Origin of the sequence: Streptomyces sp. NPDC049040 (assembly GCF_043197715.1) — a bacterium.
Taxonomy (GTDB): domain Bacteria; phylum Actinomycetota; class Actinomycetes; order Streptomycetales; family Streptomycetaceae; genus Actinacidiphila.
Genome location: NZ_JBICTO010000021.1, coordinates 59913 through 81333 on the forward strand (window position 1 = coordinate 59913; position 21421 = coordinate 81333).

Below are 21421 nucleotides of genomic sequence, written 5' to 3' on the forward strand. Positions count from 1 at the left end.
CACCAGAGAACGGATTCCCCGCTTCCAGGGAATTTCTCCCCTATGTCGCGGGAATACCGACTCTCTAACCTTGAAAGGCATCACTGTCATCGAGGGGGTAATATGACTCACCGCGAGGTTGATGTTCTGGCGATCGGTGCGGGCCCGGCGAATTTGGCCCTCGCAGCGGCGATCGAGGAGTGCGGGTCCGTTGAACTCGCCGAAAACACGCTGCTGCTGGAACAGGCTCCCGACATCAAATGGCAGCGCGATCTGCTGATGCCGTGGGCGCGCAGCCAGGTGTCCTTTCTCAAGGACCTGGTCACCCTTCGCAATCCGCGCAGCAAATTCTCGTTCCTGAGCTTCCTGCACGACCACGGCAGGCTCGACCACTTCGTGAACCTCGGCACCTTCCACCCCTACAGGTGGGAGTTCTCCGACTATCTCCAGTGGGTGGCGACCTCGCTGGAGCGGGTGGAGATCCGCTACAGCGCGCGGGCCGCCGGCATCACCCCCGACCGCGACAGCCACGACGCCATCACCGGCTGGACGGTGACCCTCACAGACGGCGACACCATCCACTGCCGTGACCTGGTCATCGGCGGCGGGCGCGACGCCCGTGTCCCCGAGCCCTTCGACGAGCTGCCGCCGGACCGGGTCATCCACAGCTCCACCTACCGCGGCCGTATCGCGGAGATCCCCAAGGACCGCGAACTGCGCGCGGTCGTCGTGGGCGGCGCGCAGAGCGCGGCGGAGATGTTCTACGCCCTGCACGAGAACCTGCCGCAGAGCCAGATCACGATGATCGTGCGCTCCATAGGCCTGCAGAACTACCAGACCAGCAAATTCGTCAACGAGCTGTTCTTCCCCTCTTTCGTGGACGATTTCTACGACACCCCGCAGGAAGTCCGCGCGCAGGTGCTCGACGAGATGCGCTTCACCAACTACGCAGGGCTCGCACCCCCTTTCCTGGACGAGCTCTACACCATGCTCTACCGCAATCGCATGCTCGGCGCCCAGCGTTCCGAGGTCCGCGCCATGACCGAGGTCACCGGGGCGCGAATCGAGGACAACGACATCGTCCTCGACCTCAGGGACCGCAAGACGGGAAAGGAATCCCCGCTGCGCTGCGACCTCGTACTCCTGGGCACCGGATACGACACCCGTATGCCCGCCCTGGTCCGCGAACTCGCCGAGCACGCGGGCCTGGACAATGTCGCGGTCAGCCGCAATTACCGCGTCGACCTGGGCGCGTCGAGCCCGGGGGCGGTCTACCTCCAGGGCGTCAACGAGGCCACCCACGGCATCGCCGACTCCCTCATCAGCGTCCTGGCGCACCGCAGCCACGACATCGTCACCGACCTGCTGACCCGCCGCACCACCACCGACGCGGGGGCCGCGCGATGAGCCGGGGCACCTTGCTGGTGATCGGCAGCGGGCTCAAGGTCTACCGGGAGTACCTGGTGGCGCCGATCAGCCGTCGGGCCAAGGCGGCCGGCCTCGACATGGTGCTGCTGAACAACCTCAGGCCGACCTGGCAGCAGGCGTACTTCGACGAGGTCGTCGTCGCCAACGTCTTCGACTCCGAGGTGATGGCCACCGCGGCGCGCGAGGTCGCCGCCCGCCGCGACGTGGTCAGCCTGATGTGCTGGGACGAGCCGCTGGTGCTGGACGCGGGGCTGCTGGCCGCCGAGTTCGGGGTGCCGGGCCTGTCGGCGCGCGGGGTGCGGGGCTGCCGCGACAAGGAGCTGACCCGGGCCGAGCTGACCGCGGCGGGCCTCCACCAGCCGGGGTTCGGGCTGACCACCACCGTCGAGGAGGCCAGGGCGGTGGCGGCCCGTATCGGCTACCCGGTAGTGCTCAAGCCGCGGGCGATGGGCGCCAGCATCGGCGTGGTCTTCGCCGCCGACGAGTCCGGGCTCGACGCCGCCTTCGACGTCGCGCTGGCGGCCAGCCACGTCGACCCCGGGCCCTACCGCGCCAGCGTGATCGTCGAGGAGTACGCGCCGGGGCCGGAGATCAGCATCGACGGCGCGGTGCACAAGGGCGAGTACCTGCCGCTGTTCGTGGCCCGCAAGTACAGCAGCGACCACCCGTACTTCGAGGAGGTCGGCCACACCGTGGACGCGGCCGACCCGCTGCTGGACGACAAGGAGCTGATGCGCACCCTGGCTCGGGCGCACCAGGCGCTCGGCATCGAGGACGGCATCACCCACAGCGAGGTGCGGCTGACCGCGAAAGGGCCGCTGATCATCGAGGTCAACGGCCGGCTCGGCGGGGACCTGATCCCCTTCCTCGGCCGGATCGCCACCGGGATCGAGCCGGGCGAGGTGCTCTTCGACGTGGCCACCGGGCAGCGCCCCGACATCGCGCCGACCCGGCGGGCGGTGGCCGGCATCAGGTTCGGCTGCCCGGAGCGGGACTGCCTGCTGCGGTCGGTGCGGGTGCCGGCGCCGGGGCAGGCACCCGGTCTGGTGGCCGCGGCTCCGATGGCGGAGCCGGGCACCACGCTGCGGCTGCCGCCCGGCGGCTACCTGGCCCGGCACTCCTTCGTGGTGTGCGAGGCCGACGACCTGCCCGGCTGCCAGGACCGGCTGACCGCCGCGGCGGCACTGGTCGAGCTGGACACCGAGCCGGTCGGGCCCGCCGATCCCGCGGCGCCGTTCGCGATGCCGGCCGGCCTGCTGGACGTGGACGAGTGAGCGGCGTGACCGACCAGGCGAAGGACGGACAGATGACGACGAACGCCGGCGCACCCGTGCAGGCACCGGGGAACGCGGCCGAGATCCTGGCACGGGCGCGGGCCCTGGCCCCGGTGCTGCGGGAGCGGGCCGCCGGGATCGAGCGGAATCGCAGACTGCCCGCCGACGTGGTGGAACTGCTGCGCGGCACCGGCGTCTTCCGGATGTGCTCGGCCGTCGAGTGGGGCGGCCCCGAGCTGACCTCCATGGACCAGACGCGGGTGGTGGAGGCGCTGGCCTACGGGGACGCCTCGGCCGCCTGGTGCGGGGTGATCGGCGCCAACACCGGGCTGATCGCGAACTTCCTCGACCCGGACGTGGTCAAGGAGATCTACCCGCGGCAGGACATGATCACCGCGGGTGTGCTCGCCCCCGCGGGCCACGCCGAGCGGGTGCCCGGCGGCTTCCGGCTGACCGGCCGCTGGTCCTTCGGCAGCGGTGTCCAGCACAGCGACTGGGTGACCTCGGGCGCCTTCGTCTTCGAGGACGGCAAGCCCTACGCCAGCCCCGACGGCAGCAACCCGCACGAGTCGCGGCAGTTCCTGGTGCCCGCGCAGGACGTCGAGGCGGTCGGCGACTGGGACACCACGGGCCTGTGCGGCACGGGCAGTTGCGACTACACGATCACCGACGTCTTCGTACCGGAGAACCACACCTTCACCTTCTACGAGCCGCGCGGCCGGATCAGCCCGCTCTCGCAGCCCGAGTCCTTCATGCGGGCGCTGTGCGGGGTGCCGCTGGGCGTGGCCAGGGCGGCGCTCGACCACGCCCGTGACATCGCCACCACCCGGGTGGACCGGATGACCGGCACCGCGTGGTCCGACAGCTTCCGGGTGCAGATCGCCCTCGCCGAGTGCGAGGCCGACTTCAACGCCTCACGCAACGGCGTCTTCTCCGCCATGACCCGCCAGTGGGAGGTGCTGGAGGCCGGCGGCGAGCTGACCCCCGACGAGCGCGCCGCCTCGCCGCTGGCCTGGCTGCACGCCTTCCGCACCGCACGCTCCATCGTCAACCGGCTCTACGACCTGTTGCAGACCTGGTCGATCAACAGGTCCTCGCCCATGGACCGCTGGCTGCGCGACACGGCGACCATGTGCCAGAACCTCACGGCGCAGGACGTCGTCCTGGAGTCGGTCGGCGCCTACCTGCTCGGCGGGACGCCCAAGTTCCGCATCAGCCTCGGCGCCGTCTCGTGACTCCTGCGGCGGGGTCCGAGGGGCGGGGGGCAATCGCATGACCAACCAGCTGAGGGGCGATGACATGACGTTGACCGGGACCACGGCGGCCGAGGCGCCCGGGACCGCGGCCGGGATCCTGGCGCGGGCCGAGGCGCTGGCCCCGGTGCTGCGCGAGCGGGCGGCCGAGATCGAGCGGAACCGCAGGCTGCCCGCCGACGTGGTGGAACTGCTGCGCGGCACCGGCGTCTTCCGGATGTGCTGGGGCCGGGAGTGGGGCGGCCCCGAGCTGACCTCGGTCGAGCAGACCCGGGTGGTGGAGGCGCTGGCCCACGGGGACGCCTCGGCCGCCTGGTGTGCGGTGATCGGCGCCAACACCGGCATCTACAGCAACTTCATCGACCAGGCGACGGCCAAGGAGATGTTCCCGCGCCCCGACATGATCACCGCGGGGCTGCTGCAGCCGTCGGGCCGGGCCGAGCGGGTGCCGGGCGGCTACCGGCTGACCGGCCGCTGGCCCTTCGGCAGCGGCATCGACCACGCCGACTGGGTGACCTCGGGCGGCTTCGTCTTCGAGGACGGCAAGCCCTACGCCAGCCCCGACGGCAGCAACCCGCACGAGTCGCGGCAGTTCATGGTGCCGCGCGAGCAGGTCGAGACGATCGACAACTGGCACACCACCGGCCTGTGCGGCAGCGGCAGTTGCGACTACACGATCACCGACGTCTTCGTCCCCGAGGAGCACACGTACACCTTCGGCGTCGTCCACGGCCGTCCTTCACCGCTCGCCCAGCCTGACGCCTTCACCCGGGCCATGTGCGGGGTGCCGCTGGGCGTGGCCAGGGCGGCGCTCGACCACGCCAGGGAGCTCGCCGCGGGCCGGGTGGACCGGATGACCGGCACCGCCTGGCCCGACAGCTTCCGCGTGCAGGTCGCCATCGCCGAGTGCGAGGCCGACTTCAACGCCACCCGGGCCGGCGTCTACGGCAGCATGACCCGCCAGTGGGAGGTGCTGGAGGCCGGCGGCAGCCTCGACGACCTCACCCAGGACGAGCGCGCCGCCTCTCCGCTGGCCTGGCTGCACGCCTTCCGCACCGCACGCTCCATCGTCAACCGGCTCTACGACCTGCTGCAGACCTGGTCGATCAACAGGTCCTCGCCCATGGACCGCTGGCTGCGCGACACCACGACCATGTGCCAGCACCTGATCGCCCAGGACCGCATCCTCCAGTCAGCGGGCGCCTACCTGGTCGGCGGGCAGCCGGAGTTCGGCATCAGCCTCGGCATCGTCTAGGGACCCGCCCGGTACATCCCGTACGTCCGACCCGACCGTCACGTCGGAGCCGTCGGACCCGACAGACACGTCCCGGTGCGTCAGGCACCGCCCATCACACCAGAGCCGCGGTCGCCGCGCCGCCCTGCCCGCGGGCAGGGGCCGCGGCGGCCATCCGCCTGCGCGCAGGCCCGGGGAGGAGACCCGATGAGCAGAGGTCTTGTGCTTTTGGTCAATCCCAACAAGGTGCATCCGCCGATCGCGCCCTACGCGCTCGACGTGCTCACCACCTCGTTGGAGGCCGCCGACTTCGAGGTCGAGGTGCTGGACCTCACCTTCCACCGGGAGGACTGGAAGTCCTGCCTGGCCGAGTACTTCACCGAGCGCGACCCGATGCTCGTCGGTGTCACCGTCCGCAACACCGACACCGTCTACGCCTTCGAGCAGCGCCCCTTCGTCGGCGAGCACAAGGAGATCATCACCGAGATCAAACGGCTCACCGACGCACCCGTGGTGGCCGGCGGCATCGGCTTCTCGACCATGCCCTTCGCCCTGGTCGACTACTTCGGCATCGACTACGGCGTGAAGGGCCCGGGCGAGAGGATCGTCTGCGACCTGGCGGACGCGCTGGCCACAGGGCGCGATCCGGGCACCGTCCCCGGCCTGCTGCGCAACACCGACGCGGGCGTGACCCGGGTGCCGCCCGCGGTGCTCACCGCACGGCACGGCCGGGCGGCGGTCCCGCTGCCGACCGGGCAGTTCGAGCCCCGGGTGTGGCAGGTCGACGGTACGGCGTCGTACGTCCGCAGGTCGGGGGCGGCGTACAAGGTGGACAACCTGCTGTACTACCGGCGCGGCGGGCTCGGCGCGATCCTCACCAAGAACGGCTGCACCTACCGCTGCTCGCACTGCGTGGAGCCGGACGCGAAGGGCACCGCCTTCGCGCAGCGCGCGGTGACCGCGGTGGTCGACGAGATGCAGTCCCTGGCCGCGCAGGGCGTACTCGACCAGCACACCACCGACAGCGAGTTCAACCTGTCGGTCTCGCACGCCAAGAACGTGCTGCGGGAGATCGTCCGCCGCAGGCACGCCGACCCCGGCAACCCGCTGAACCGGCTGCGGCTGTGGGTCTACTGCCAGCCGAGCCCGTTCGACGAGGAGTTCGCAGAACTGCTGGCGGAGGCGGGCTGCCGCGGTGTGAACGTCGGCTCCGACCATGTCAGGCCGGACATGCTGACCGGCTGGAAGGTCACCGAGAAGGGCACCACCTACTACGACTTCGCCGACACCGAGCGGCTGGTGCGGCTGTGCAGGGAGCGCGGCATCCTCACCATGGTCGAGGCGCTGTTCGGGATGCCGGGCGAGACACCGGAGACCATGCGGGCCTGCGTCGAGGCGTTCATGGCGCTGGACGCCACCGTGACCGGCTTCTCGCTGGGGCTGCGGCTGTTCCCCTACACGCCCATGGGCATCGCGATGGCCGCCGAGTGCGACGGGGTGCGCACGGTGCCCGGCCTGCAGTCCAACACCGCAAGCGGGCCGATCGTGCTCAAGCCGGCGTCGAAGTGCTCGGGCCCGGTGGAGTACGAGCGCCAGTTCATGTTCGACGAGCACGGCGACTTCCGGCTGGTCTGCTACTTCTCGCCCGACCTGCCGTCCGAGGCCGCAGGGCCCGGTGACCCGGCGGCGCGCTGGAGCCCATCGGTCGATCTGCTGTGGGACCTGGTGGACCCCGCCGACCACCACCGGGTGATGCTGCCGACGCTCGCAGGCATGAGCGAGCACGACAACAACTACGCCGACAACCCCTTCCTCACCGGCCTGGCCGGGCTCGGATACACCGGCGCCTTCTGGTCGCACTGGCGGGAGCGCGAGGAGATCATGCGGCGCGTGAAGGACAGCGGCGTGGCAGAGCACGCCGATCTGTGACGCCCCTGCGCATTTCCTTTCGGAAAACATACGATTGAATTTCCGACCTCCAGCACCAGGCTGCCCGCGATACGCCGAACGTCCCGCCCATTCATGGCGTACGGCGTATCGCGGAGCATCCCTGCGGCTCTTGCGGTCCCGAGTTTCCTGCCCCATCCTGGTACCGGTCCACCTGAGCCACCTTGAACAGCACGTTGGGGGAAATCCATTTTAGAGGGGCAAATGAGCCAGCAGGAAAACACCAAGAGATTACATTGGCAACTCCCGCCACATGAGGACGTGCGGCGGGGTGATTCGGGCCACCGGCCCGAAGGCGAAGCGCCACCGTTGCACCGGGTTCCTGCACCGCTCACCGTCCTGCTCGCCGACGCCCAGCCCGCGATCCGGCACGGCGTCAGGTCCGTGCTCGAGCACTCGAGCGGCATCTCGGTCGTCGGCGAGGCCGCCACGACCGACGAGGTGCTCGCCGAGACCTCCCGCTGCCGGCCGGACGTCCTGGTGGTCGATCCGCTGATGGACGAACCGGCAGGCATGCAGGTCATCAGCCGGGTGTTACGGATGACGCCGGACACCGGCGTCCTCGTCTTCAGCTCCGTCGACGACGACAAGGCGATCACCTCCGCCCTGCACGCCGGCGCCCGCGGCTACCTCATCAAGAGGGCGAGCGCGGACCAGATCCTGCGCGGCATCCAGGCCGTCGCCGCCGGCGAGGCCATCGTGGACAAATCGATTGCCGACCGGCTCAGCGTCCTCATCCGCCCGGCGACAGGGCAGTATTACTACCCGTTCCCGCAGCTCACCAACAGGGAGCGGGACGTCCTCGAGCGCATCGCGGCCGGCAAGTCCAACACCGCCATTGCCAGGGAACTCGCACTGGCCTCCAAGACCATCAGCAATCGCGTCTCCGCGATCTTCGGCAAGCTCGGCGTCGCCGATCGCGCGCAAGCGATTGTATTGGCCAGGGATGCGGGACTCGGTCACGGCTGAAGGCTTTATCCCGTCCCGCGCACCGGGAAACCCAATCGGCACGGGTATGTGAAATTTCCCCGCCGCAGATTCCCATGCGAAAGGGAAGACTTCCCCTGTCGACCGGGAGCCGGCGGATTCTAGCCTGAGGGCTGTCGCACGGCCACCCAGTCGAAGGACGCCGATCGGAGCGGGACGTTGACCGACCACGAGCACGCCGACGTGACCATCCGCGCCATGGAGCCGGACCACCTCGTCAGGGCCCATGGGCTCGACCTCAAGCTGCTCCACCCGTGGCCCGGGCTCGACACGCCCTTCCGCGGCGCCTGGTGCGTGCTGCGCCCGGGCGATGTCTCGGACCTGCACTCCCACCACGACCGGGAGATCTTCATCGTGATGTCCGGCCGCGGCACCGTCGTCGCGAACGGCGAGCGGCGGGACATCGCGGCGGGCGACCTCGCCTACATCACGCCGGACGTGGAGCACCGCGTACTCAACGAGCACGACGAGGACTTCGCCTACTACGCGATCTGGTGGGACCCGTCGATGTCCGCGGAATTCCTCGGCCTCCAGACCGCGGCCGGGACGGCGCCAGCGGCGCCCGGGGCCGTGGAGGCCGCCGCACCCGCGGGGGCGGTGCGGTCGTGATCGACTACGACGGCCGGCGCTTCCGGGCGCCCGAGGGCGACACCGGCACCGAGGCCGTCTACCACCAGCAGGACGACTTCGTCTGGGGCGAGGTGGCGGGCGGCGAGGTCAGGCGCGGCTGGACGGCAGGTACCCGGCAGGCCGACGGAAGCCTCTCGATGGGCTACACCATCGTCTTCGCCTCCGGCGAGGTGGTGTGCGGGCACACCGTCAACACCCCCGAGCTGACCGAGGACGGGCGGGTGCGGCTGCACGAGGTGTGGGAGCGGTACGGCCCGCACGCCGCGACCGGCACCTCCTGCATCGAGGAGGTGGCGTGAGCGTGGCACCGGTGAACGCGGCCTCCGGCGCCGTCTCGGACGAGGACTGGCTGCGGCTGGGCAAGAGCGTGAAGGGCCGGGTGCTGCGGCCGGGCGACGCCGGCTTCCACGCGTCGAGCGCGCCCTTCAACAAGCGCTTCACCGCTTCCGCGCCCGGCGGCGTGGTCGCGGTGGCCGACGTGGACGACGTACAGCGGGCGGTGGAGTGGGCACGGGAGACGGGGGTGCCGATCGTGCCGCGCGGCGGCGGCCATTCCTACGCCGGCTACTCGGTCAACTCCGGCCTCGTGGTGGACCTCAGGGCGCTCGGCACGGTGACGGCCGACGGTTCGAGCGGCCTCGTCACGGCGGCGGGCGGCGCCCTGATGGCCGGCGTCTACGCGGCGGTGGAACCGGAGGGCATCGCCTTCGCGCTCGGCAACGGCGCCTCCGTCGGCATCGCGGGCCTCACCCTGGGCGGCGGCTCCGCGGCCACCTCGCGGAAGTTCGGGCTCACCGCGGACGCGCTGGTCGCCACCACCCTGGTGACCGCCGACGGCGAGCTGCTGACCTGCGACGCGGAACGCAACTCCGACCTGTTCTGGGCCTGCCGCGGCGGTGGCGGCGGCAACTTCGGCATCAACGTCTCCTTCACCTACCAGGCCTTCCCGGTCTCCGGCGCCTCGACCTGCCTGCTGCTGTGGGACGGCGCGGACGCGTCCAAGGTCTTCGCGGTGCTCCAGGAGGTGATGCGCCAGGCGCCCCGTGAGTGCTCGATCCGGCTCGGGCTCAGCACCACGGGCTCAGGAGTCACGGTCTCCGCGGTCGGGCTGCACCTGGGCCCGGCCGGCGAACTGCGCGACCTGCTCGACCCGGTGCTCGCGGTGGCCAGGCCGCTGCGCGAGGACATCGCCGACCGCACCTTCTGGGAGGCCAAGGACTACCTGCTGCACGAGACCTCGGAGGGCGCCTTCGCGGCCAGGACCGGCTTCGCCGTGGACCCGCTGCCGCCCGAGGCCGTCGCGGAGGTCCTGGCCCGGCTCGCCCGGTGGCCGGGCGGCGGCAATCCCGACGGCGGCGGTTTCGCGCTCTTCGGCTGGGGCGGCGAGGTCAACACCCCGGCCCCCGACGCCACCGCCTTTCCGCACCGGCATGCGAACTACCTGGTCAGCATGGACACCTCCTGGGCCCGCGAGGACGGGCCCGAGGCGGTACCCGCGCATCTGCGCTGGCTGGCGGAGCTGCGCGAGGCGGTGGCGCCGCACCTGACCGGGGGGGCGTACGTGAACTTCACCGACCCGGACCTGGCGGACTGGCGCACCGCCTACCACGGCGCCAACTACCCGCGGCTGGTGGAGGTCAAGCGGCGGGTCGACCCGGACCGGCTCTTCGACTTCCCGCAGGCCATCGGAGGCTGAGCGTGCGTCCTGGCCCCCGGCTGGGTGCGTACCCTGCCGGGGGCCAGGACGGGTCGGGGAAGTCCCCTTCAGGTCGGTCAGTTGGCCAGCGGCAAGGCCGTACGCCGCGGGACCGGGGTGAGCACGGAGGAGGGGACCACCTCCTCGGTCTCCTCGTCGATCAGCGAGACCCGCACCGCGGGGTTGGGCGCGGTGTCGACGGTGAGGGTGAGGTCGAGCGCGAAGAGCACGCTGACCGGGTGGGTGCCGCGCGCGTCCCGGTAGGTGCCCGCGTACCGCAGCACCCGCCAGCCCTCGTCGTCCCAGTGGTCGAGCAGCGCCGAGCGGACCACCGGCATCGCGGTCTGCCAGGCAAGGGAGCTCTCCAGCAGCTGCACGGTGGCGGCGACCGGCACCCGCCCGCCGGCCGCGGACGGCAGCGGATTGCCGAAGACGCGGATCCTCGCCCGACGCAGCGGCACCAGCCACACCCGGTCCAGGTCGGCGGTCAGCCCGAGCAGCAGTGCCGCGGCCGCCACGAGCACGGCCGCGGAGCCGCCGGCATGCCGGGAGAGCTCCGACCACCAGGCGGTGTCCGCGCCCGCCGCCGCCAGGCCGCCGGCCGCGACGAGCCCGGCCCTGGTGAAGGAGCGCACCCCGATCGGGCCCTCGTCGCGGGCGCTGCACCCGCAGGACGACTCAGGCGCGGTGGACTTCGCGTACACCAGGTAGCCGGTGAAGCCCAGGCCGAGCGCCGCCGTCCCGAGGCCCGGCAGCAGCGGCGCGGGTGACGCCAGCAGGGCCGCGGCGAGGGCGAGTTCGACCCCGCCGACGGTGCGCAGCGCCCGGGTGGCGCGCCTGCCGTCGTTGAACACCCTGACCAGCACGGTGTTCGCCGCGAGCTGCGCGGTCCGCCGGCCGAGGAGCTTGGCCGCGCCGGTCAGGGCGAGCAGCACTCCGCAGACCAGCGGCGCGAGGGGGGAGACCAGCGGAATCATCGCACCGCCTCCCTCAGTGCCCGAGTGAGACGCGGGCGATGTCGATGTTGCCGTCCGCGGGCCGCCAGGCGCCGAGCACCTGTGCCTCCTGCCCGATCCTGGTCCGCGACAGGTCGGCGGTCAGCGCCCCGCCGAGGTAGGACGCGGTGGTGGTGTCGGGCACGATGTGGCCGACCATCTCGTCCTTGCCGTGGGTCAGGTGCAGCCGGTCCTTGGCGATGCCGCGGATGGTGACGTAGACGTTCACGATGTTCACCCACACCGCGTCCGCCGCGATCGTGCCGTCGGGCATGGCCGCGCCCCGCGCGTACAGCCCGTCGCCGACCTCGATGACCTCCGCGGTGGTGGTGCGCAGCTTCCAGATGCTGGTGGCGTTGGTCAGCTGGATCAGGTGCCGCTCCCCGTGGGAGCCGGCGACGTCCAGCACGTTGCGGTTGACGGCGACGATCCGCCCCTCGGCGAAGGCGGCGGGGATCGCCGCGTCGAGTGACGGCATCTGGTCGGCGAAGGCGGCCTCCGCGTCGAGGCCGCCGAGCGCGGACGCGCCGACGATGGTGGCACCCCCGACGGCCGCCGTGGTCAGAAAGCGCCGCCGGTCCAGGCGACGCCCGCCGGTTTCCTGGCTGTGGCTCATGTCGTCCTTCCTGTCTCGCGTGGTGCTGCCGGATGTCCTGGGCGGGCGGTCACTCGTAGATGTAGACGGGCAGCTTGCCCGAGCTGAGGCTGCCGATCGCGGTGAAGGCGGAGGGGGTGAGGTCGATGACCCGGTTGGTGCGGCACGCGCCGTTGCAGCAGGCGGCCTCGCCGCAGAAGCTCTTGGTACGCGGCCCGCAGTCGGCGAGCGTCACGCACACCGTGGCGCCCGAACACTGGTGGCGGACGTTCATCACGGCGCCGCAGGTGCGGCGCGGCATGCCCTCGCCGCACAGGTCGGGCCGGGTGATGTCCCAGCAGGCGGCCGAGAGGTTGGGCCAGGCGGCCATGTTCTTGCCGGACTGGCAGGTGCCGCAGGCGCCGGTGCCGGCGCTGCCGCACGAACCCCAGGCGTTGCCGCAGCAGAACCAGGTGGCCTCGCCCGCCCACAGGGAGGTCGATCCACAAGCCATGTCGGATCCCTTCGCGTTGGCGCAGGCCGAATGACCTGCGCATGACAACACATCGGGCACAGCGTCACTGCGGAATGGGGGGCCGCAGTGCTCCGTGGAGGTGCCGAGTGGACTGCCTGGCGGTGCGCGCTTGCGGGGCGACTCGGACAGGCCTCCTGCTGTGCCGTATGCGTCGGATGAGTCGGCAGTGCAGGGTGGAACAGGCCCATGATGCGCCTGTCTACGCGCGTTCGGAAGAGGCCCAACCGTTTCTCCGCCCTCCCGGCACGGGCACCGCCGCCTCAGGTGCCCCGCGGCCAGTCGACCATCTGCCGGAAGAGCACGAAGCCGACGATCACCGGAATCGGCGCGAGAAGTGCCGTGACCGAGCGGGTCGCGACATTGCGCTGCCGCCAGGGCAGCGCCCAGCTGGTGAGCAGCAGGAGCATCGACAGCCCGAGCCCGGCGAAGAAGACATGCGAGGCAGGGCCGAAACTCGCCGTGAACCGCCGGGCCTGCGCCTCGTCGCACGAGTCGCAGGCCATCGGCGAGAACCCGACCCAGACCAGCAGGAGCACGGCCGACGACACGGTGACGAGCGAGGACACCAGCGCTGACACCCACCCCTGGGAGACCGGACCCCCTCCGGGGTCGTACGGCCTGCGAGGCGCGTCGAGGGGCACGAAATCCGACATGCCACCACCCAACTCCGGTGCCGCCCGGCCCGCATGAGCCCCCGTACTCACCTTCCGCGGGCCCGGTGCGGATACGGACCATCCGGACGGAAAACGCCGCTCACAGGTGCCCGCGCCCGGAAGCCGGGTAGTCGGACGCTGAGCAGGGCGGGTGCCCGGCGCGGCTCGCCGCCCGGCGCACCCGCCTTCCCGTACCCGCAGCGGAGGAGGACACACGGCATGGCAGGGGACACGCCGGACACGGACCGGACGGACGACCCAGGGCGGAACGAGACCGCCGAGGAGCGCGCGGACCGCCGCTGGGGCGACCTGCTCCAGGAACTGCGGGTCGCACAGACCGGCGTGCAGATCCTCTTCGGCTTCCTGCTGACCGTCGTCTTCCAGCAGCGCTTCACCCAGCTGTCGGGAACCGACCGCCACCTCTACGTCGCCACCGTGATCGTCGGGGCGGCGACCACAGGCGCCCTCATCGGCCCGGTCGCGATGCACCGGCTGCTCACCGGCCGGCGACTCAAGCCCGAGACGGTGGTGTGGGCATCCCGGCTGACGGTGCTCGGCCTCTTCCTGCTGCTGTGCACGATGGCCTGCTCGCTGCTGCTCGTCCTGCGGCTGACCGTCCATGACCCGCTCGCGGCCTGGCTGGCCGGCGCGATGGTCGCCTGGTTCGCGCTGTGCTGGCTCGTGCTCCCCCTGTGGGCCAGGCACAGCAGCACCCCGGGCGCGGACCGGATCAGGGAGCAGGAGTGACGGGCTGGAGGCGGTCGGCCAGGCCGGCGGCGGTGAAGGCCGCCACCAGGTCCTCCCGGTCCTCGGTGAAGTGGGCCCAGCTGTCGCAGTGGACGGCGACCACCCGGCGGGCACCGAGGATGGCGGCGGCCTCCGCGGCCTGCGCGCTGTCGAGGACGAGAGGCGCGCCGTCGAAGAGCACCGGGAGGCGCGGGGCGCCGGCGAAGAGGACGGCGGTGTCCACCGGGGCGTGGCGAGCGGCGATCTCCCGGACCGCGTCGAGCGAGGCGTTGTCGCCGCTGACGTAGACCGTGGGGAGCCCGTCGCCGGTCAGCACGAAGCCGGTCACCTCGCCGGACACGGCCTCGACGTCGGCGCGCGCCCCGGGTCCGTGGATGGCCGGCACGGCGGTCACGGTGACGGTGCCGCCGCCCGGGCGCTCCAGCTCGACCGGCTCCCAGCTCGCCAGCCCCTTGGCGCCGCCCCCCAGCCGCCGGCCGCCGCCGGGCGTGGTGAGGGTGAGGGGTATGTCGGCGAGCAGCGCCCGGCCGGAGTCGTCGAGATTGTCCGGGTGCTCGTCGTGGGAGAGCAGGACCACGTCGATGGGGCCGAGTTCGGCGGGAGTGGCCGCGGACGGTGCCGTCTTGGTCAGCACCGGGCGGCCCGGGCGCAGGTAGTCGCCGGGGCCGTCGAAGGCCGGATCGGTCATGAACCGCAGGCCGCCGTATTCGAAGACGGCGGTCGCGCTGCCCAGGACGCGGACGGGGAACTGCGTGCCGGCGGGGCTGGTGACGGACATGAAGACCTTCCTCACGGATGGATGCCAGTACTTCCGTGAGGTAAAGCTAGACACTTCTCATGGATAAAGGCAAGACGTACCATGAGATTCATGAAGGAGAGCGTGATCGCCGCACCGCCGCCCGCGGCAGCGGCCGTACCTCCGGCAGGAGCCGTGGACGCGGCGACCCGCGCGGCCGTGTCGGCCCCCGCGCCAGGCGCCGAGCTGTACCCCGCCCTGGACTTCGCCAACAGCGCCATCACCCTGCCCGGCGGGCAGTTCATCGACCTGCTCGGCACCCCGGCCGCCGCCGAGGAGTGGCTGGTCGGCCACGGCCTGGCACCGGCAGGCGCCGGACTCCAGGACATCTGCGCCGCCCGGCTGCGTGCGCTGCGCGAGCAGGTCCGCGCCCTGGTCGCCGCCCATCTCGCGGGGCAGCCCGCCCCCGCCGCCGCACTGGCGGCCGTCAACGACGCCCTCACCCGGGCCCCCGCCGCCTACCGGCTCGGCTGGGACCCCGACCGCGGCCTGCACCGCGAAGTCGCCCACCCCGTCGACCGGCTCGTCGAGCACGCGCTCGCGGCCCTCGCCGCCGGCACCGCCGACCTGCTGACCGCCCCCGACGCCGCCCGGCTCACCGCCTGCGGCTCCGCCCCCTGCACCCGCTACCTGCTCCGCCACGGCCGCCGCCAGTGGTGCTCCACCCGCTGCGGCGACCGGGCCCGCGCGGCCCGGGCCTACGCCCGCCGCGACCGGCACTGACCGGGCGGCCGCGAGGCCCCACGTCAGGTCGGCGGATCGCCCGTCGGACAGGGAAGGCCAACGGCGCCCGCCCGCCCGGACGCCGACGTCCGGTACGAGGGGGGCCGCACGCCCCGCCCGGCGCGCCTCAGGCCCGTGCTTCTGCGGGCGGCACGTCCTGCCGCGGCCGCCGCTGCCCGCTGACGGCCGCGCACACGATGGACACCAGGGCGGCCACCGTCCCCGCGGCCAGCAGCGACTCCTCGTACACCGCCATGCCGCCACGGAGCAGATGCACGGCCCCGTCGGCGACGACACCGCGGTGGTCGTGCAGCAGTTGGGCCCCGGACAGCACGGCCATCAGCGTGCCCAGCAGCGGAACGGCGATGAAGCCGTTGCGGGCCCGCAGCCACAGCACGCTCAGCAGCCCGACACCGAAAGCCGCGGGCACCGCCGCCACCATCCCCAGCCGCGAGTCGTACCCGACCAGCCCGGAACCCGCCCACGTGCCGACGGCGATGGCCGCCACCGCCACGACGAGCACCACCACCGCACGCCAGAGCGCCCCGGCACCGGAACGGCCGCGCCCTGCCTGTGTCCCGTCATCGCCCGCCATGGCGGCAAGTATGCCAACGTGGCGCCCGGACGGCCGCAGGGGTCACGGCAGTTGGCCGACCCAGTGCCAGCCGGCGTAGTCGGTGGCCAGGTCGGGGGAGACCTCCACGTCGAGCCTGCCGGTGGCGCCCTTCGGGATGTCCCAGGCGAATCTCGCGGTGGCCGAGGAGCCGGGCACGACCGTCCCTGAGAAGCCCTCCCCCACGCCCTTCTCGCTGTCGAAGACCGCCTGGGCGGCCTCGCCCTCCGCCCCCGCCTTCACGTCGACCGTGACCAGCCCGGTGTCGAACGTCTTCGCGGTGCCGTTGTGGATCTTCACGGTGAGGATGATCGCGGTGTCGCCCGGGTGGCTCCCGGCCGACGTGTCCGACGGAGTGAACCGCGACACCTGCGACACGGTCACCGCCAGGCCGTCGGTGTAGGTGTACGTCGCCCCGAACACCGCGGTGGCGGCCTTCTTCTCCGCCGGCGCGGACGACGCGGCCGGCGGCTTCGCGGCCCCGGTGCCGGCGGCCGCTCCGGTCGCCGAGCCGTCCGCGGTGCCGCCGTCGGGCATGGACACGGTGCCGGTCTTCCCACCGCAACCGGTGAGCAGGGCGAGTGCCGCGGCGGCGCAGACCACCGGCAGCAGGACGCGAGAACGCATGGGACCCCCAGGATCGCGCTGGTCGAGATCGGATCGTCCCAAACCGGATACCGACCAAGGGGGGCATGTTGCATGTTCGTGACGAAAGGTGGCACGGTCGGTCGAAGACGGTCATATGCGCTCACCCGTCGGCAAGCCGCGGTCACATGAGGCCGCGCAGAGCGGCGACCGCGGTCCGCCGGAGGCCGTACGGACCGGCGGTACGCCCGCCGTCAACGGACCGGCACACGCCCGCCGTCAGCAGAACCAGCCGTTCTGCACCCACCCGTGCCGGTTGATGTCGCCGTAGGCGAAGCCGTACACCCAGGAGCCGTTCACCTGCTCGACCAGGAAGGTCTGACCCTGGTAGAGGGTGCCCATCCAGGCACCGACCGGTTCGGTGCGGACGTAGAGGTCCTGGGCGCAGACGGTCTCGCGGACGCCGACCCTGCCGTCGGCGGCGCCGGCCGGGGCCGCGAGCCCCACGAGGGCGGCGGCGGCAAGGACGGTGGTCACGAGGGCCGTTGACGCGTTTCGCAGCACGATGGACTCCCGCTGGTGGAACTGGTGGAAGAGGGTGTGGAGAACGGGCGGCACGGGCCCCGGGTTCACCAGGAGTCGTAGCCGCCGATGCACTCGATCCGCAGGTAGCCCCAGTCGTTGGGCCCGTAGTCGAAACTGGCGGCCCAGCCGTTGTAGACGGGGTGCGAGCCCGGGGTGTGGCCGATCTTGTCCCCGTAGCCCAGCGTGCGCAGCAGCCCGGAAGGACCGCCCGAGCTGTTGTAGTTGGCGTAGAAACTGGCGCTCTGGCAGACCACGATGGCGTGCTCCGGCGGCACCGCTGCCGCCGCGGACGGCAGCAGGGCGCTCGCGGCGGGCAGCGCCAGCAGGCAGGCGGCGGTGAGCGTACGACGGCGTCGCGTCATGTCACGTCCAGGGGTGAGGGTGTGCCGGACGATGCGGAAGTGCCGGATGCTCCGCGCATGACTCTACTTTCTTGACCGGCCCCTGACAATGTTGCGGCCCCGGCGGAGATCCGCGGACCGGCGGCGCTCGCCGTCGCGACGCACGCGGGCCGGACCCGGCGGCAGCGGGACCCGAGAGCGCATGAGCCGGTCCGGCGGAGCAACTGCTCTTTTCGTCGAACCGTCCGGCACGCGTCTTCTCGCCGAAGAATTTGGAATCCTCGATTCCAGACCCATTCGATCAGATTTTCGGCAATTCACGATTCCCGACTCCTGATCCCCGACCGCGCGGACCAACCGATACATCGGCGGACAAGTCACCCGCTCTCTCGGCAGTGGCTACAAGCCGTGCCGCTTGCCTGGACGACGACTGACCACTACCCTGACATCCGCACAACAGAGCGCAAACTCCTGGTTAAATCCAGGAAAATGGCCTGGGGGGGTCATGTCCGACTTCATCCGTTGGGCATTTCTTTTCCCCTTCCGTCCTGCGCTTTTCCGTGCGCCTGTATAGGGGAGGGGTAAACATGAAGATCAGGGCTCGCATAGCCGTGGTCACCGGTATCACAGCAGCGGGGCTCCTGGTCCTTGCGCCGGCGGCAGAGGCGAACTGGACCAGCAGCATCACCAACGGTTCCCCGGGGTTCGAGTCGCGCCGCTGGGACGACCAGCAGTATTCGCAGGTGCAGTTCACGGACTGCGTCATGTACGACACCATCGCGGCCCCGGAGAGTGTCGACGTCCAGATGTGGCGCGACATCTCCCTGGCACCTGACGACTCCTACGACAACAAGGTGTTCACCGCATGCTTCGGCGGCGGGACGAGCAACGGGGAGTGGACGGACCTGCCGACCAATACCGTCAGCGTCTACTTCAAGCTGCACAAAGTCGGCGGGAGGGACGGTAAGGGCGTCACCTGGATCGACGTAGGAAAGGTCTACGCCGACACCACCGCCGCCGACTGACATCACGACAGGCGCCAGCGGCAAGGGGCGCGCCTTCGCGGGTCGCCCCTTGCCGAAGTACCCGTCGAATCCGTGAAAGATTGCTGATGAAGCTCACCACAAGCCTGCGTTCCGGCAGCTTTTTCTGGGCGGCGCCCTTCGTGGTGCTCCTGACCCTTGTCTACTATGTCGCCGGTGAGAGCGGGCCGCTCTCGGCCTATCACGGTTTCGCTCCTGCCCTCGTAGCCGCTCCCTTGATGACGCTCTACTCGCTGGCATACGCGACAGCGGCCGGACTGGCCGCGTGGGAGAGCGGGCGCCTCGTCAGCGGCGGAATCTGGGCCCTTGCTCCCGCACGGTCCCGTTTCCGCGTCGCCGCCAATGCCCTGCTGCCCGTGGTCCTGCTCGCATGGCTCGTCGTCGTGCTGCCCGCCGCACTGTCCCTGGGGCGCACCGGCACGCTGCCCACCATGGACAGCCTGCGGCTCCCGGCGATGGCCTTCGTGCTCTGCCTTGCGCACGCCGTCATCGGTTTCTCGGTCGGCCTGCGCGTCCACCGCGTCATCGCGGCCCCGGTCGTCGCCGTCGGCATCTGGGTCCTGGTGTCCTTCTCCCGGGCCGTGCAGCCGTACTGGTTGCGGCATGTCTCCGGACAGTTCATGGATCTGAGCTTCGGCGAGGTACCCGCGGCCTCCTCGCTGATCGCGCCGCTGCTGTTCGGCTGCGGAGTCGCCGCGGGGATCGCCGTGCTGTGGCTCCCCATCAGGATCCGGGCGCTGCGGGCGGCGACCGCGCTGGCCGTCGCCGCCGCCTGTACCTACGGGGGCTTCCACATCGCTCGCAACTGGGATCACGACCCGCCGCTGCTCACCGGGCGGGCACCGATGACCTGCCAGGGGACCGCACCCGAGGTGTGCATGCCCCGGGGCGTCGCCGACGTGGGTGAGGTCAGGCAGGACGCGGTGTCCGTCGTGGACTCCCTGCACGGCAAGGGAGCCATCGGGATACCGGCCCTGATCACGGACCGCCTCTCGGATGGGCGCTTCCCCCGGCCGTCGACCGCGAGCACGATGCGCGCGGACCTGACGACAGCGACGGAGCACGGGGACGTCCGCTACGCGGTACTGACTGCCGCCGTCCACTTCCCCTGCGCGGAGGTGGACCTGGTGAACGGCCATGCGGCGCTGCTGTGGGGTGCCACCGTCACCGGGCAGGTGACCGCCTACGAACGGCGGATCGGCCAGGAGCAGCAGACACCGCAGATGAAGGAGGCGGAGACGCAGGTCCGCAAGATCGTCGCCACCGTGTTGGCACGGCCCGACCAGGAACAGGGAGCCTGGTTCCGGCAGACGCTCCGCTCCGCCTGCGCGAGCCCTGACACGGCGGACCGCACGAGCCGGCCCGGCGCCGGCCAGGGCGGGCGCTGATGTGGTGGCTGAAGGCCCGTCGCGCGCCGACGGTGCTGACATCCGCTCTCGTCGCCTTCCTCCTGCTGGCGTGCGTGGTCCAGAACACCCTGGTGCCGCTGCCATCGCTCACCGGCAGCACCCAGGTGGCGCTCTCGCTCTTCGTGCCGATCCCCCTCGTCGCCGCGCTGATGCTGTGCTTGGAGTCGAGGTTGACCGCGGCCGAAATCTCCGGCGTACGCGCGGTGGCCGTCCTGGACGCCGCCCTCGTCGTCGTCACCGTGGCGGCCGCCGTCGCCGTCGGCATGGCGGTGGACGCGGCCTTCGACGCCGGTCCGGCGGGAGCCGCAGGGCGCAACACGGCATTCCTCACCGGCCTGATGCTGTGCGGCAGGGCCTTCGTGGGCGAGCGCGCGGTCATGATCCCGGTGGCGTGGCTGCTCCTGGTCGTCCTCGTCGGTTTCCGCTCGACCGGGGACCCGCGCCCCTGGACCGTCGTGCCGGAACCGCTCGGAGCGGTGCACGCCACCATCGGCACCCTGCTCGTCTTCTGCGTCGGCATGCTGGCACACCTGTACACATCGAGGAAGATGCCATGACCCTGGAACTCGACTCCTGCACGTACGGCTACCGGCGCCGGCGCCGGCCCGTGCTCGAGAACTTCAGCTACCGCCTGTCCGACGGGCTGACCGTCCTGCTCGGACCGAACGGCGCGGGCAAGTCCACCCTGCTCAAAGTCGCGGCATCCGTCGTCACCCCCCGCTCGGGAGCGGTGACACTCGACGGGGCGCCCGCGGGCAGCAAGGACTTCCGGAGGTCGGTGTCCTGGATGCCGCAGAGCATCACCGCGATGCCGTCCCTCACCGCGCGCGAGTACGTCGCGTACGTCGGGTGGCTCAAGGGCATGTCCCGCGCCGACGCCTGGCAGCGGTCCCAGCACGCCCTGGACCAGGTGAGACTGGCAGACCGGGCGGCCACCAGGACGGGCCGGCTCTCCGGCGGCCAGCTCCGCCGCGTCGGGGTGGCCGCGGCGTTGGTGCACGGCGCCTCGGTACTGCTTCTCGACGAGCCGACCGCAGGCATGGACCCCCATCAGCGCCGCGTCTTCCGCGACATCCTCGGGTCCCTGTCCTCGGACGGTGTGCAGGTGCTGCTGTCCACGCACGACATCGCCGACCTCGCGGAGGAGGCGGACCGCGTCACCGTCCTGCACGACGGCCGGATACTCCACGACGGTTCGATCGGCACCTTCCTCGCGCTCACCCCGCCGGATACCGTCTCGGGCCGCGCGGCCGAAGGCGCGTACACGGCACTGCTCGGCAGTCATGGCGCGGACTACTGAGCCCTGCCACCGCACCAGGCAGTCCCCCGCCGTCACCGGGCGGCGGGGGCCGTCACCGGGCGCCCGGCCGGACCCGGGGCAGGTCCGGCGGGGC

Annotated in this window: 24 protein-coding genes; 15 read left to right on the forward strand and 9 right to left on the reverse strand. The window is 71.5% G+C overall.

The window, feature by feature from the left end; genetic code table 11:
* Positions 1-102: 102 nt before the first annotated feature.
* The 9 genes from ACGFMP_RS32395 (at position 103) to ACGFMP_RS32435 (ending at position 10428) form a co-directional block, all read left to right on the forward strand.
* On the forward strand, positions 103-1386 hold the full coding sequence (locus tag ACGFMP_RS32395; RefSeq protein ID WP_393676989.1) for a lysine N(6)-hydroxylase/L-ornithine N(5)-oxygenase family protein: 1284 nt from the start codon (positions 103-105) through the stop codon (positions 1384-1386).
* On the forward strand, positions 1383-2681 hold the full coding sequence (locus ACGFMP_RS32400; protein WP_393676990.1) for an ATP-grasp domain-containing protein: 1299 nt from the start codon (positions 1383-1385) through the stop codon (positions 2679-2681). Before ACGFMP_RS32395 ends, ACGFMP_RS32400 begins: the two co-directional genes overlap by 4 nt.
* 32 nt (positions 2682-2713) lie before the next feature.
* Positions 2714-3916, forward strand: coding sequence for an acyl-CoA dehydrogenase family protein (locus ACGFMP_RS32405; RefSeq protein WP_393676991.1), 1203 nt, complete (start codon positions 2714-2716; stop codon positions 3914-3916).
* Between the two features lie 70 nt (positions 3917-3986).
* Positions 3987-5189 (forward strand): acyl-CoA dehydrogenase family protein, encoded by a 1203-nt coding sequence (locus tag ACGFMP_RS32410; protein WP_393677065.1) that lies wholly within the window; start codon positions 3987-3989, stop codon positions 5187-5189.
* A 186-nt stretch (positions 5190-5375) separates the two neighbouring features.
* Positions 5376-7097 carry a tryptophan 2-C-methyltransferase gene (gene tsrT, locus ACGFMP_RS32415; RefSeq protein WP_393676992.1) on the forward strand — a complete coding sequence of 574 codons (1722 nt, stop codon included), beginning with the start codon at positions 5376-5378 and terminating at the stop codon, positions 7095-7097.
* A gap of 222 nt (positions 7098-7319) precedes the next feature.
* On the forward strand, positions 7320-8084 hold the full coding sequence (locus tag ACGFMP_RS32420) for a response regulator (RefSeq protein ID WP_393676994.1): 765 nt from the start codon (positions 7320-7322) through the stop codon (positions 8082-8084).
* A gap of 177 nt (positions 8085-8261) precedes the next feature.
* Positions 8262-8711 (forward strand): cupin domain-containing protein, encoded by a 450-nt coding sequence (locus tag ACGFMP_RS32425; RefSeq protein WP_393676995.1) that lies wholly within the window; start codon positions 8262-8264, stop codon positions 8709-8711.
* Positions 8708-9031 carry a hypothetical protein gene (locus tag ACGFMP_RS32430; protein WP_393676997.1) on the forward strand — a complete coding sequence of 108 codons (324 nt, stop codon included), beginning with the start codon at positions 8708-8710 and terminating at the stop codon, positions 9029-9031. Before ACGFMP_RS32425 ends, ACGFMP_RS32430 begins: the two co-directional genes overlap by 4 nt.
* Entirely contained in the window at positions 9028-10428 is a 1401-nt protein-coding gene (locus ACGFMP_RS32435; protein ID WP_393676998.1) for an FAD-binding oxidoreductase, read from the forward strand. The genes ACGFMP_RS32430 and ACGFMP_RS32435 overlap by 4 nt, the downstream gene beginning before the upstream one ends.
* Positions 10429-10505: 77 nt before the next feature.
* Here the strand turns inward: ACGFMP_RS32435 and ACGFMP_RS32440 are convergent, their stop codons facing one another.
* From ACGFMP_RS32440 to ACGFMP_RS32455, 4 genes are all read right to left on the reverse strand, one after another.
* Complete coding sequence (locus ACGFMP_RS32440) at positions 10506-11405, reverse strand: MauE/DoxX family redox-associated membrane protein (RefSeq protein ID WP_393676999.1); 900 nt, start codon at positions 11403-11405, stop codon at positions 10506-10508.
* A 13-nt stretch (positions 11406-11418) separates the two neighbouring features.
* Entirely contained in the window at positions 11419-12039 is a 621-nt protein-coding gene (locus ACGFMP_RS32445) for a twin-arginine translocation signal domain-containing protein (RefSeq protein WP_393677001.1), read from the reverse strand.
* 49 nt (positions 12040-12088) lie between these two features.
* On the reverse strand, positions 12089-12511 hold the full coding sequence (locus ACGFMP_RS32450) for a hypothetical protein (RefSeq protein WP_393677003.1): 423 nt from the start codon (positions 12509-12511) through the stop codon (positions 12089-12091).
* Between the two features lie 281 nt (positions 12512-12792).
* On the reverse strand, positions 12793-13185 hold the full coding sequence (locus ACGFMP_RS32455) for a hypothetical protein (protein WP_393677004.1): 393 nt from the start codon (positions 13183-13185) through the stop codon (positions 12793-12795).
* Between the two features lie 219 nt (positions 13186-13404).
* Between ACGFMP_RS32455 and ACGFMP_RS32460 the strand changes: the two genes are divergently transcribed.
* Positions 13405-13932: a DUF6328 family protein gene (locus ACGFMP_RS32460; RefSeq protein WP_393677006.1), complete on the forward strand. Its 528-nt coding sequence runs from the start codon at positions 13405-13407 to the stop codon at positions 13930-13932.
* On the opposite strand, the gene ACGFMP_RS32465 is transcribed toward ACGFMP_RS32460, so the two are convergent.
* Positions 13916-14710, reverse strand: coding sequence for an MBL fold metallo-hydrolase (locus ACGFMP_RS32465; RefSeq protein ID WP_393677008.1), 795 nt, complete (start codon positions 14708-14710; stop codon positions 13916-13918). The genes ACGFMP_RS32460 and ACGFMP_RS32465 overlap by 17 nt on opposite strands.
* An 81-nt stretch (positions 14711-14791) precedes the next feature.
* On the opposite strand from ACGFMP_RS32465, the gene ACGFMP_RS32470 reads away from it, so the two are divergent.
* Positions 14792-15451, forward strand: a complete 660-nt coding sequence (locus ACGFMP_RS32470; protein ID WP_393677010.1) for an ABATE domain-containing protein — start codon at positions 14792-14794, stop codon at positions 15449-15451.
* 127 nt (positions 15452-15578) lie between these two features.
* On the opposite strand, the gene ACGFMP_RS32475 is transcribed toward ACGFMP_RS32470, so the two are convergent.
* The 4 genes from ACGFMP_RS32475 to ACGFMP_RS32490 all read right to left on the reverse strand — a co-directional run bounded on the left by ACGFMP_RS32475 (position 15579) and on the right by ACGFMP_RS32490 (position 17596).
* A complete protein-coding gene (locus ACGFMP_RS32475) occupies positions 15579-16046 on the reverse strand; it encodes a hypothetical protein (RefSeq protein ID WP_393677012.1) in 468 nt (155 codons plus the stop codon).
* A gap of 42 nt (positions 16047-16088) precedes the next feature.
* Positions 16089-16691, reverse strand: coding sequence for a DUF4352 domain-containing protein (locus tag ACGFMP_RS32480; RefSeq protein ID WP_393677013.1), 603 nt, complete (start codon positions 16689-16691; stop codon positions 16089-16091).
* Positions 16692-16928: 237 nt separating this feature from the next.
* The gene (locus ACGFMP_RS32485) at positions 16929-17267 is read right to left on the reverse strand and encodes a hypothetical protein (RefSeq protein ID WP_393677015.1); all 339 of its coding nucleotides are present in this window, start codon (positions 17265-17267) and stop codon (positions 16929-16931) included.
* Positions 17268-17278: 11 nt separating this feature from the next.
* Positions 17279-17596 (reverse strand): hypothetical protein, encoded by a 318-nt coding sequence (locus ACGFMP_RS32490; RefSeq protein WP_393677017.1) that lies wholly within the window; start codon positions 17594-17596, stop codon positions 17279-17281.
* 566 nt (positions 17597-18162) lie between these two features.
* Between ACGFMP_RS32490 and ACGFMP_RS32495 the strand changes: the two genes are divergently transcribed.
* From ACGFMP_RS32495 to ACGFMP_RS32510, 4 genes are all read left to right on the forward strand, one after another.
* Entirely contained in the window at positions 18163-18600 is a 438-nt protein-coding gene (locus ACGFMP_RS32495) for a hypothetical protein (RefSeq protein ID WP_393677019.1), read from the forward strand.
* 86 nt (positions 18601-18686) lie between these two features.
* A complete protein-coding gene (locus ACGFMP_RS32500) occupies positions 18687-20006 on the forward strand; it encodes a hypothetical protein (RefSeq protein WP_393677020.1) in 1320 nt (439 codons plus the stop codon).
* Positions 20006-20584 carry a hypothetical protein gene (locus tag ACGFMP_RS32505; RefSeq protein WP_393677022.1) on the forward strand — a complete coding sequence of 193 codons (579 nt, stop codon included), beginning with the start codon at positions 20006-20008 and terminating at the stop codon, positions 20582-20584. Before ACGFMP_RS32500 ends, ACGFMP_RS32505 begins: the two co-directional genes overlap by 1 nt.
* Positions 20581-21327, forward strand: a complete 747-nt coding sequence (locus ACGFMP_RS32510) for an ATP-binding cassette domain-containing protein (protein ID WP_393677023.1) — start codon at positions 20581-20583, stop codon at positions 21325-21327. The genes ACGFMP_RS32505 and ACGFMP_RS32510 overlap by 4 nt, the downstream gene beginning before the upstream one ends.
* The last annotated feature ends 94 nt before the right edge of the window (positions 21328-21421 follow it).

Coding starts and splice junctions, on each gene's coding strand:
- ACGFMP_RS32395 (WP_393676989.1), top strand. CDS start 103: ATGACTCACCGCGAGGTTGATGTTCTGGCGATCGGTGCGGGCCCGGCG.
- ACGFMP_RS32400 (WP_393676990.1), top strand. CDS start 1,383: ATGAGCCGGGGCACCTTGCTGGTGATCGGCAGCGGGCTCAAGGTCTAC.
- ACGFMP_RS32405 (WP_393676991.1), top strand. CDS start 2,714: ATGACGACGAACGCCGGCGCACCCGTGCAGGCACCGGGGAACGCGGCC.
- tsrT (WP_393676992.1), top strand. CDS start 5,376: ATGAGCAGAGGTCTTGTGCTTTTGGTCAATCCCAACAAGGTGCATCCG.
- ACGFMP_RS32420 (WP_393676994.1), top strand. CDS start 7,320: ATGAGCCAGCAGGAAAACACCAAGAGATTACATTGGCAACTCCCGCCA.
- ACGFMP_RS32440 (WP_393676999.1), bottom strand. CDS start 11,405: ATGATTCCGCTGGTCTCCCCCCTCGCGCCGCTGGTCTGCGGAGTGCTG.
- ACGFMP_RS32445 (WP_393677001.1), bottom strand. CDS start 12,039: ATGAGCCACAGCCAGGAAACCGGCGGGCGTCGCCTGGACCGGCGGCGC.
- ACGFMP_RS32450 (WP_393677003.1), bottom strand. CDS start 12,511: ATGGCTTGTGGATCGACCTCCCTGTGGGCGGGCGAGGCCACCTGGTTC.
- ACGFMP_RS32455 (WP_393677004.1), bottom strand. CDS start 13,185: ATGTCGGATTTCGTGCCCCTCGACGCGCCTCGCAGGCCGTACGACCCC.
- ACGFMP_RS32460 (WP_393677006.1), top strand. CDS start 13,405: ATGGCAGGGGACACGCCGGACACGGACCGGACGGACGACCCAGGGCGG.
- ACGFMP_RS32465 (WP_393677008.1), bottom strand. CDS start 14,710: ATGTCCGTCACCAGCCCCGCCGGCACGCAGTTCCCCGTCCGCGTCCTG.
- ACGFMP_RS32470 (WP_393677010.1), top strand. CDS start 14,792: ATGAGATTCATGAAGGAGAGCGTGATCGCCGCACCGCCGCCCGCGGCA.
- ACGFMP_RS32475 (WP_393677012.1), bottom strand. CDS start 16,046: ATGGCGGGCGATGACGGGACACAGGCAGGGCGCGGCCGTTCCGGTGCC.
- ACGFMP_RS32480 (WP_393677013.1), bottom strand. CDS start 16,691: ATGCGTTCTCGCGTCCTGCTGCCGGTGGTCTGCGCCGCCGCGGCACTC.
- ACGFMP_RS32490 (WP_393677017.1), bottom strand. CDS start 17,596: ATGACGCGACGCCGTCGTACGCTCACCGCCGCCTGCCTGCTGGCGCTG.
- ACGFMP_RS32495 (WP_393677019.1), top strand. CDS start 18,163: ATGAAGATCAGGGCTCGCATAGCCGTGGTCACCGGTATCACAGCAGCG.
- ACGFMP_RS32500 (WP_393677020.1), top strand. CDS start 18,687: ATGAAGCTCACCACAAGCCTGCGTTCCGGCAGCTTTTTCTGGGCGGCG.
- ACGFMP_RS32505 (WP_393677022.1), top strand. CDS start 20,006: ATGTGGTGGCTGAAGGCCCGTCGCGCGCCGACGGTGCTGACATCCGCT.
- ACGFMP_RS32510 (WP_393677023.1), top strand. CDS start 20,581: ATGACCCTGGAACTCGACTCCTGCACGTACGGCTACCGGCGCCGGCGC.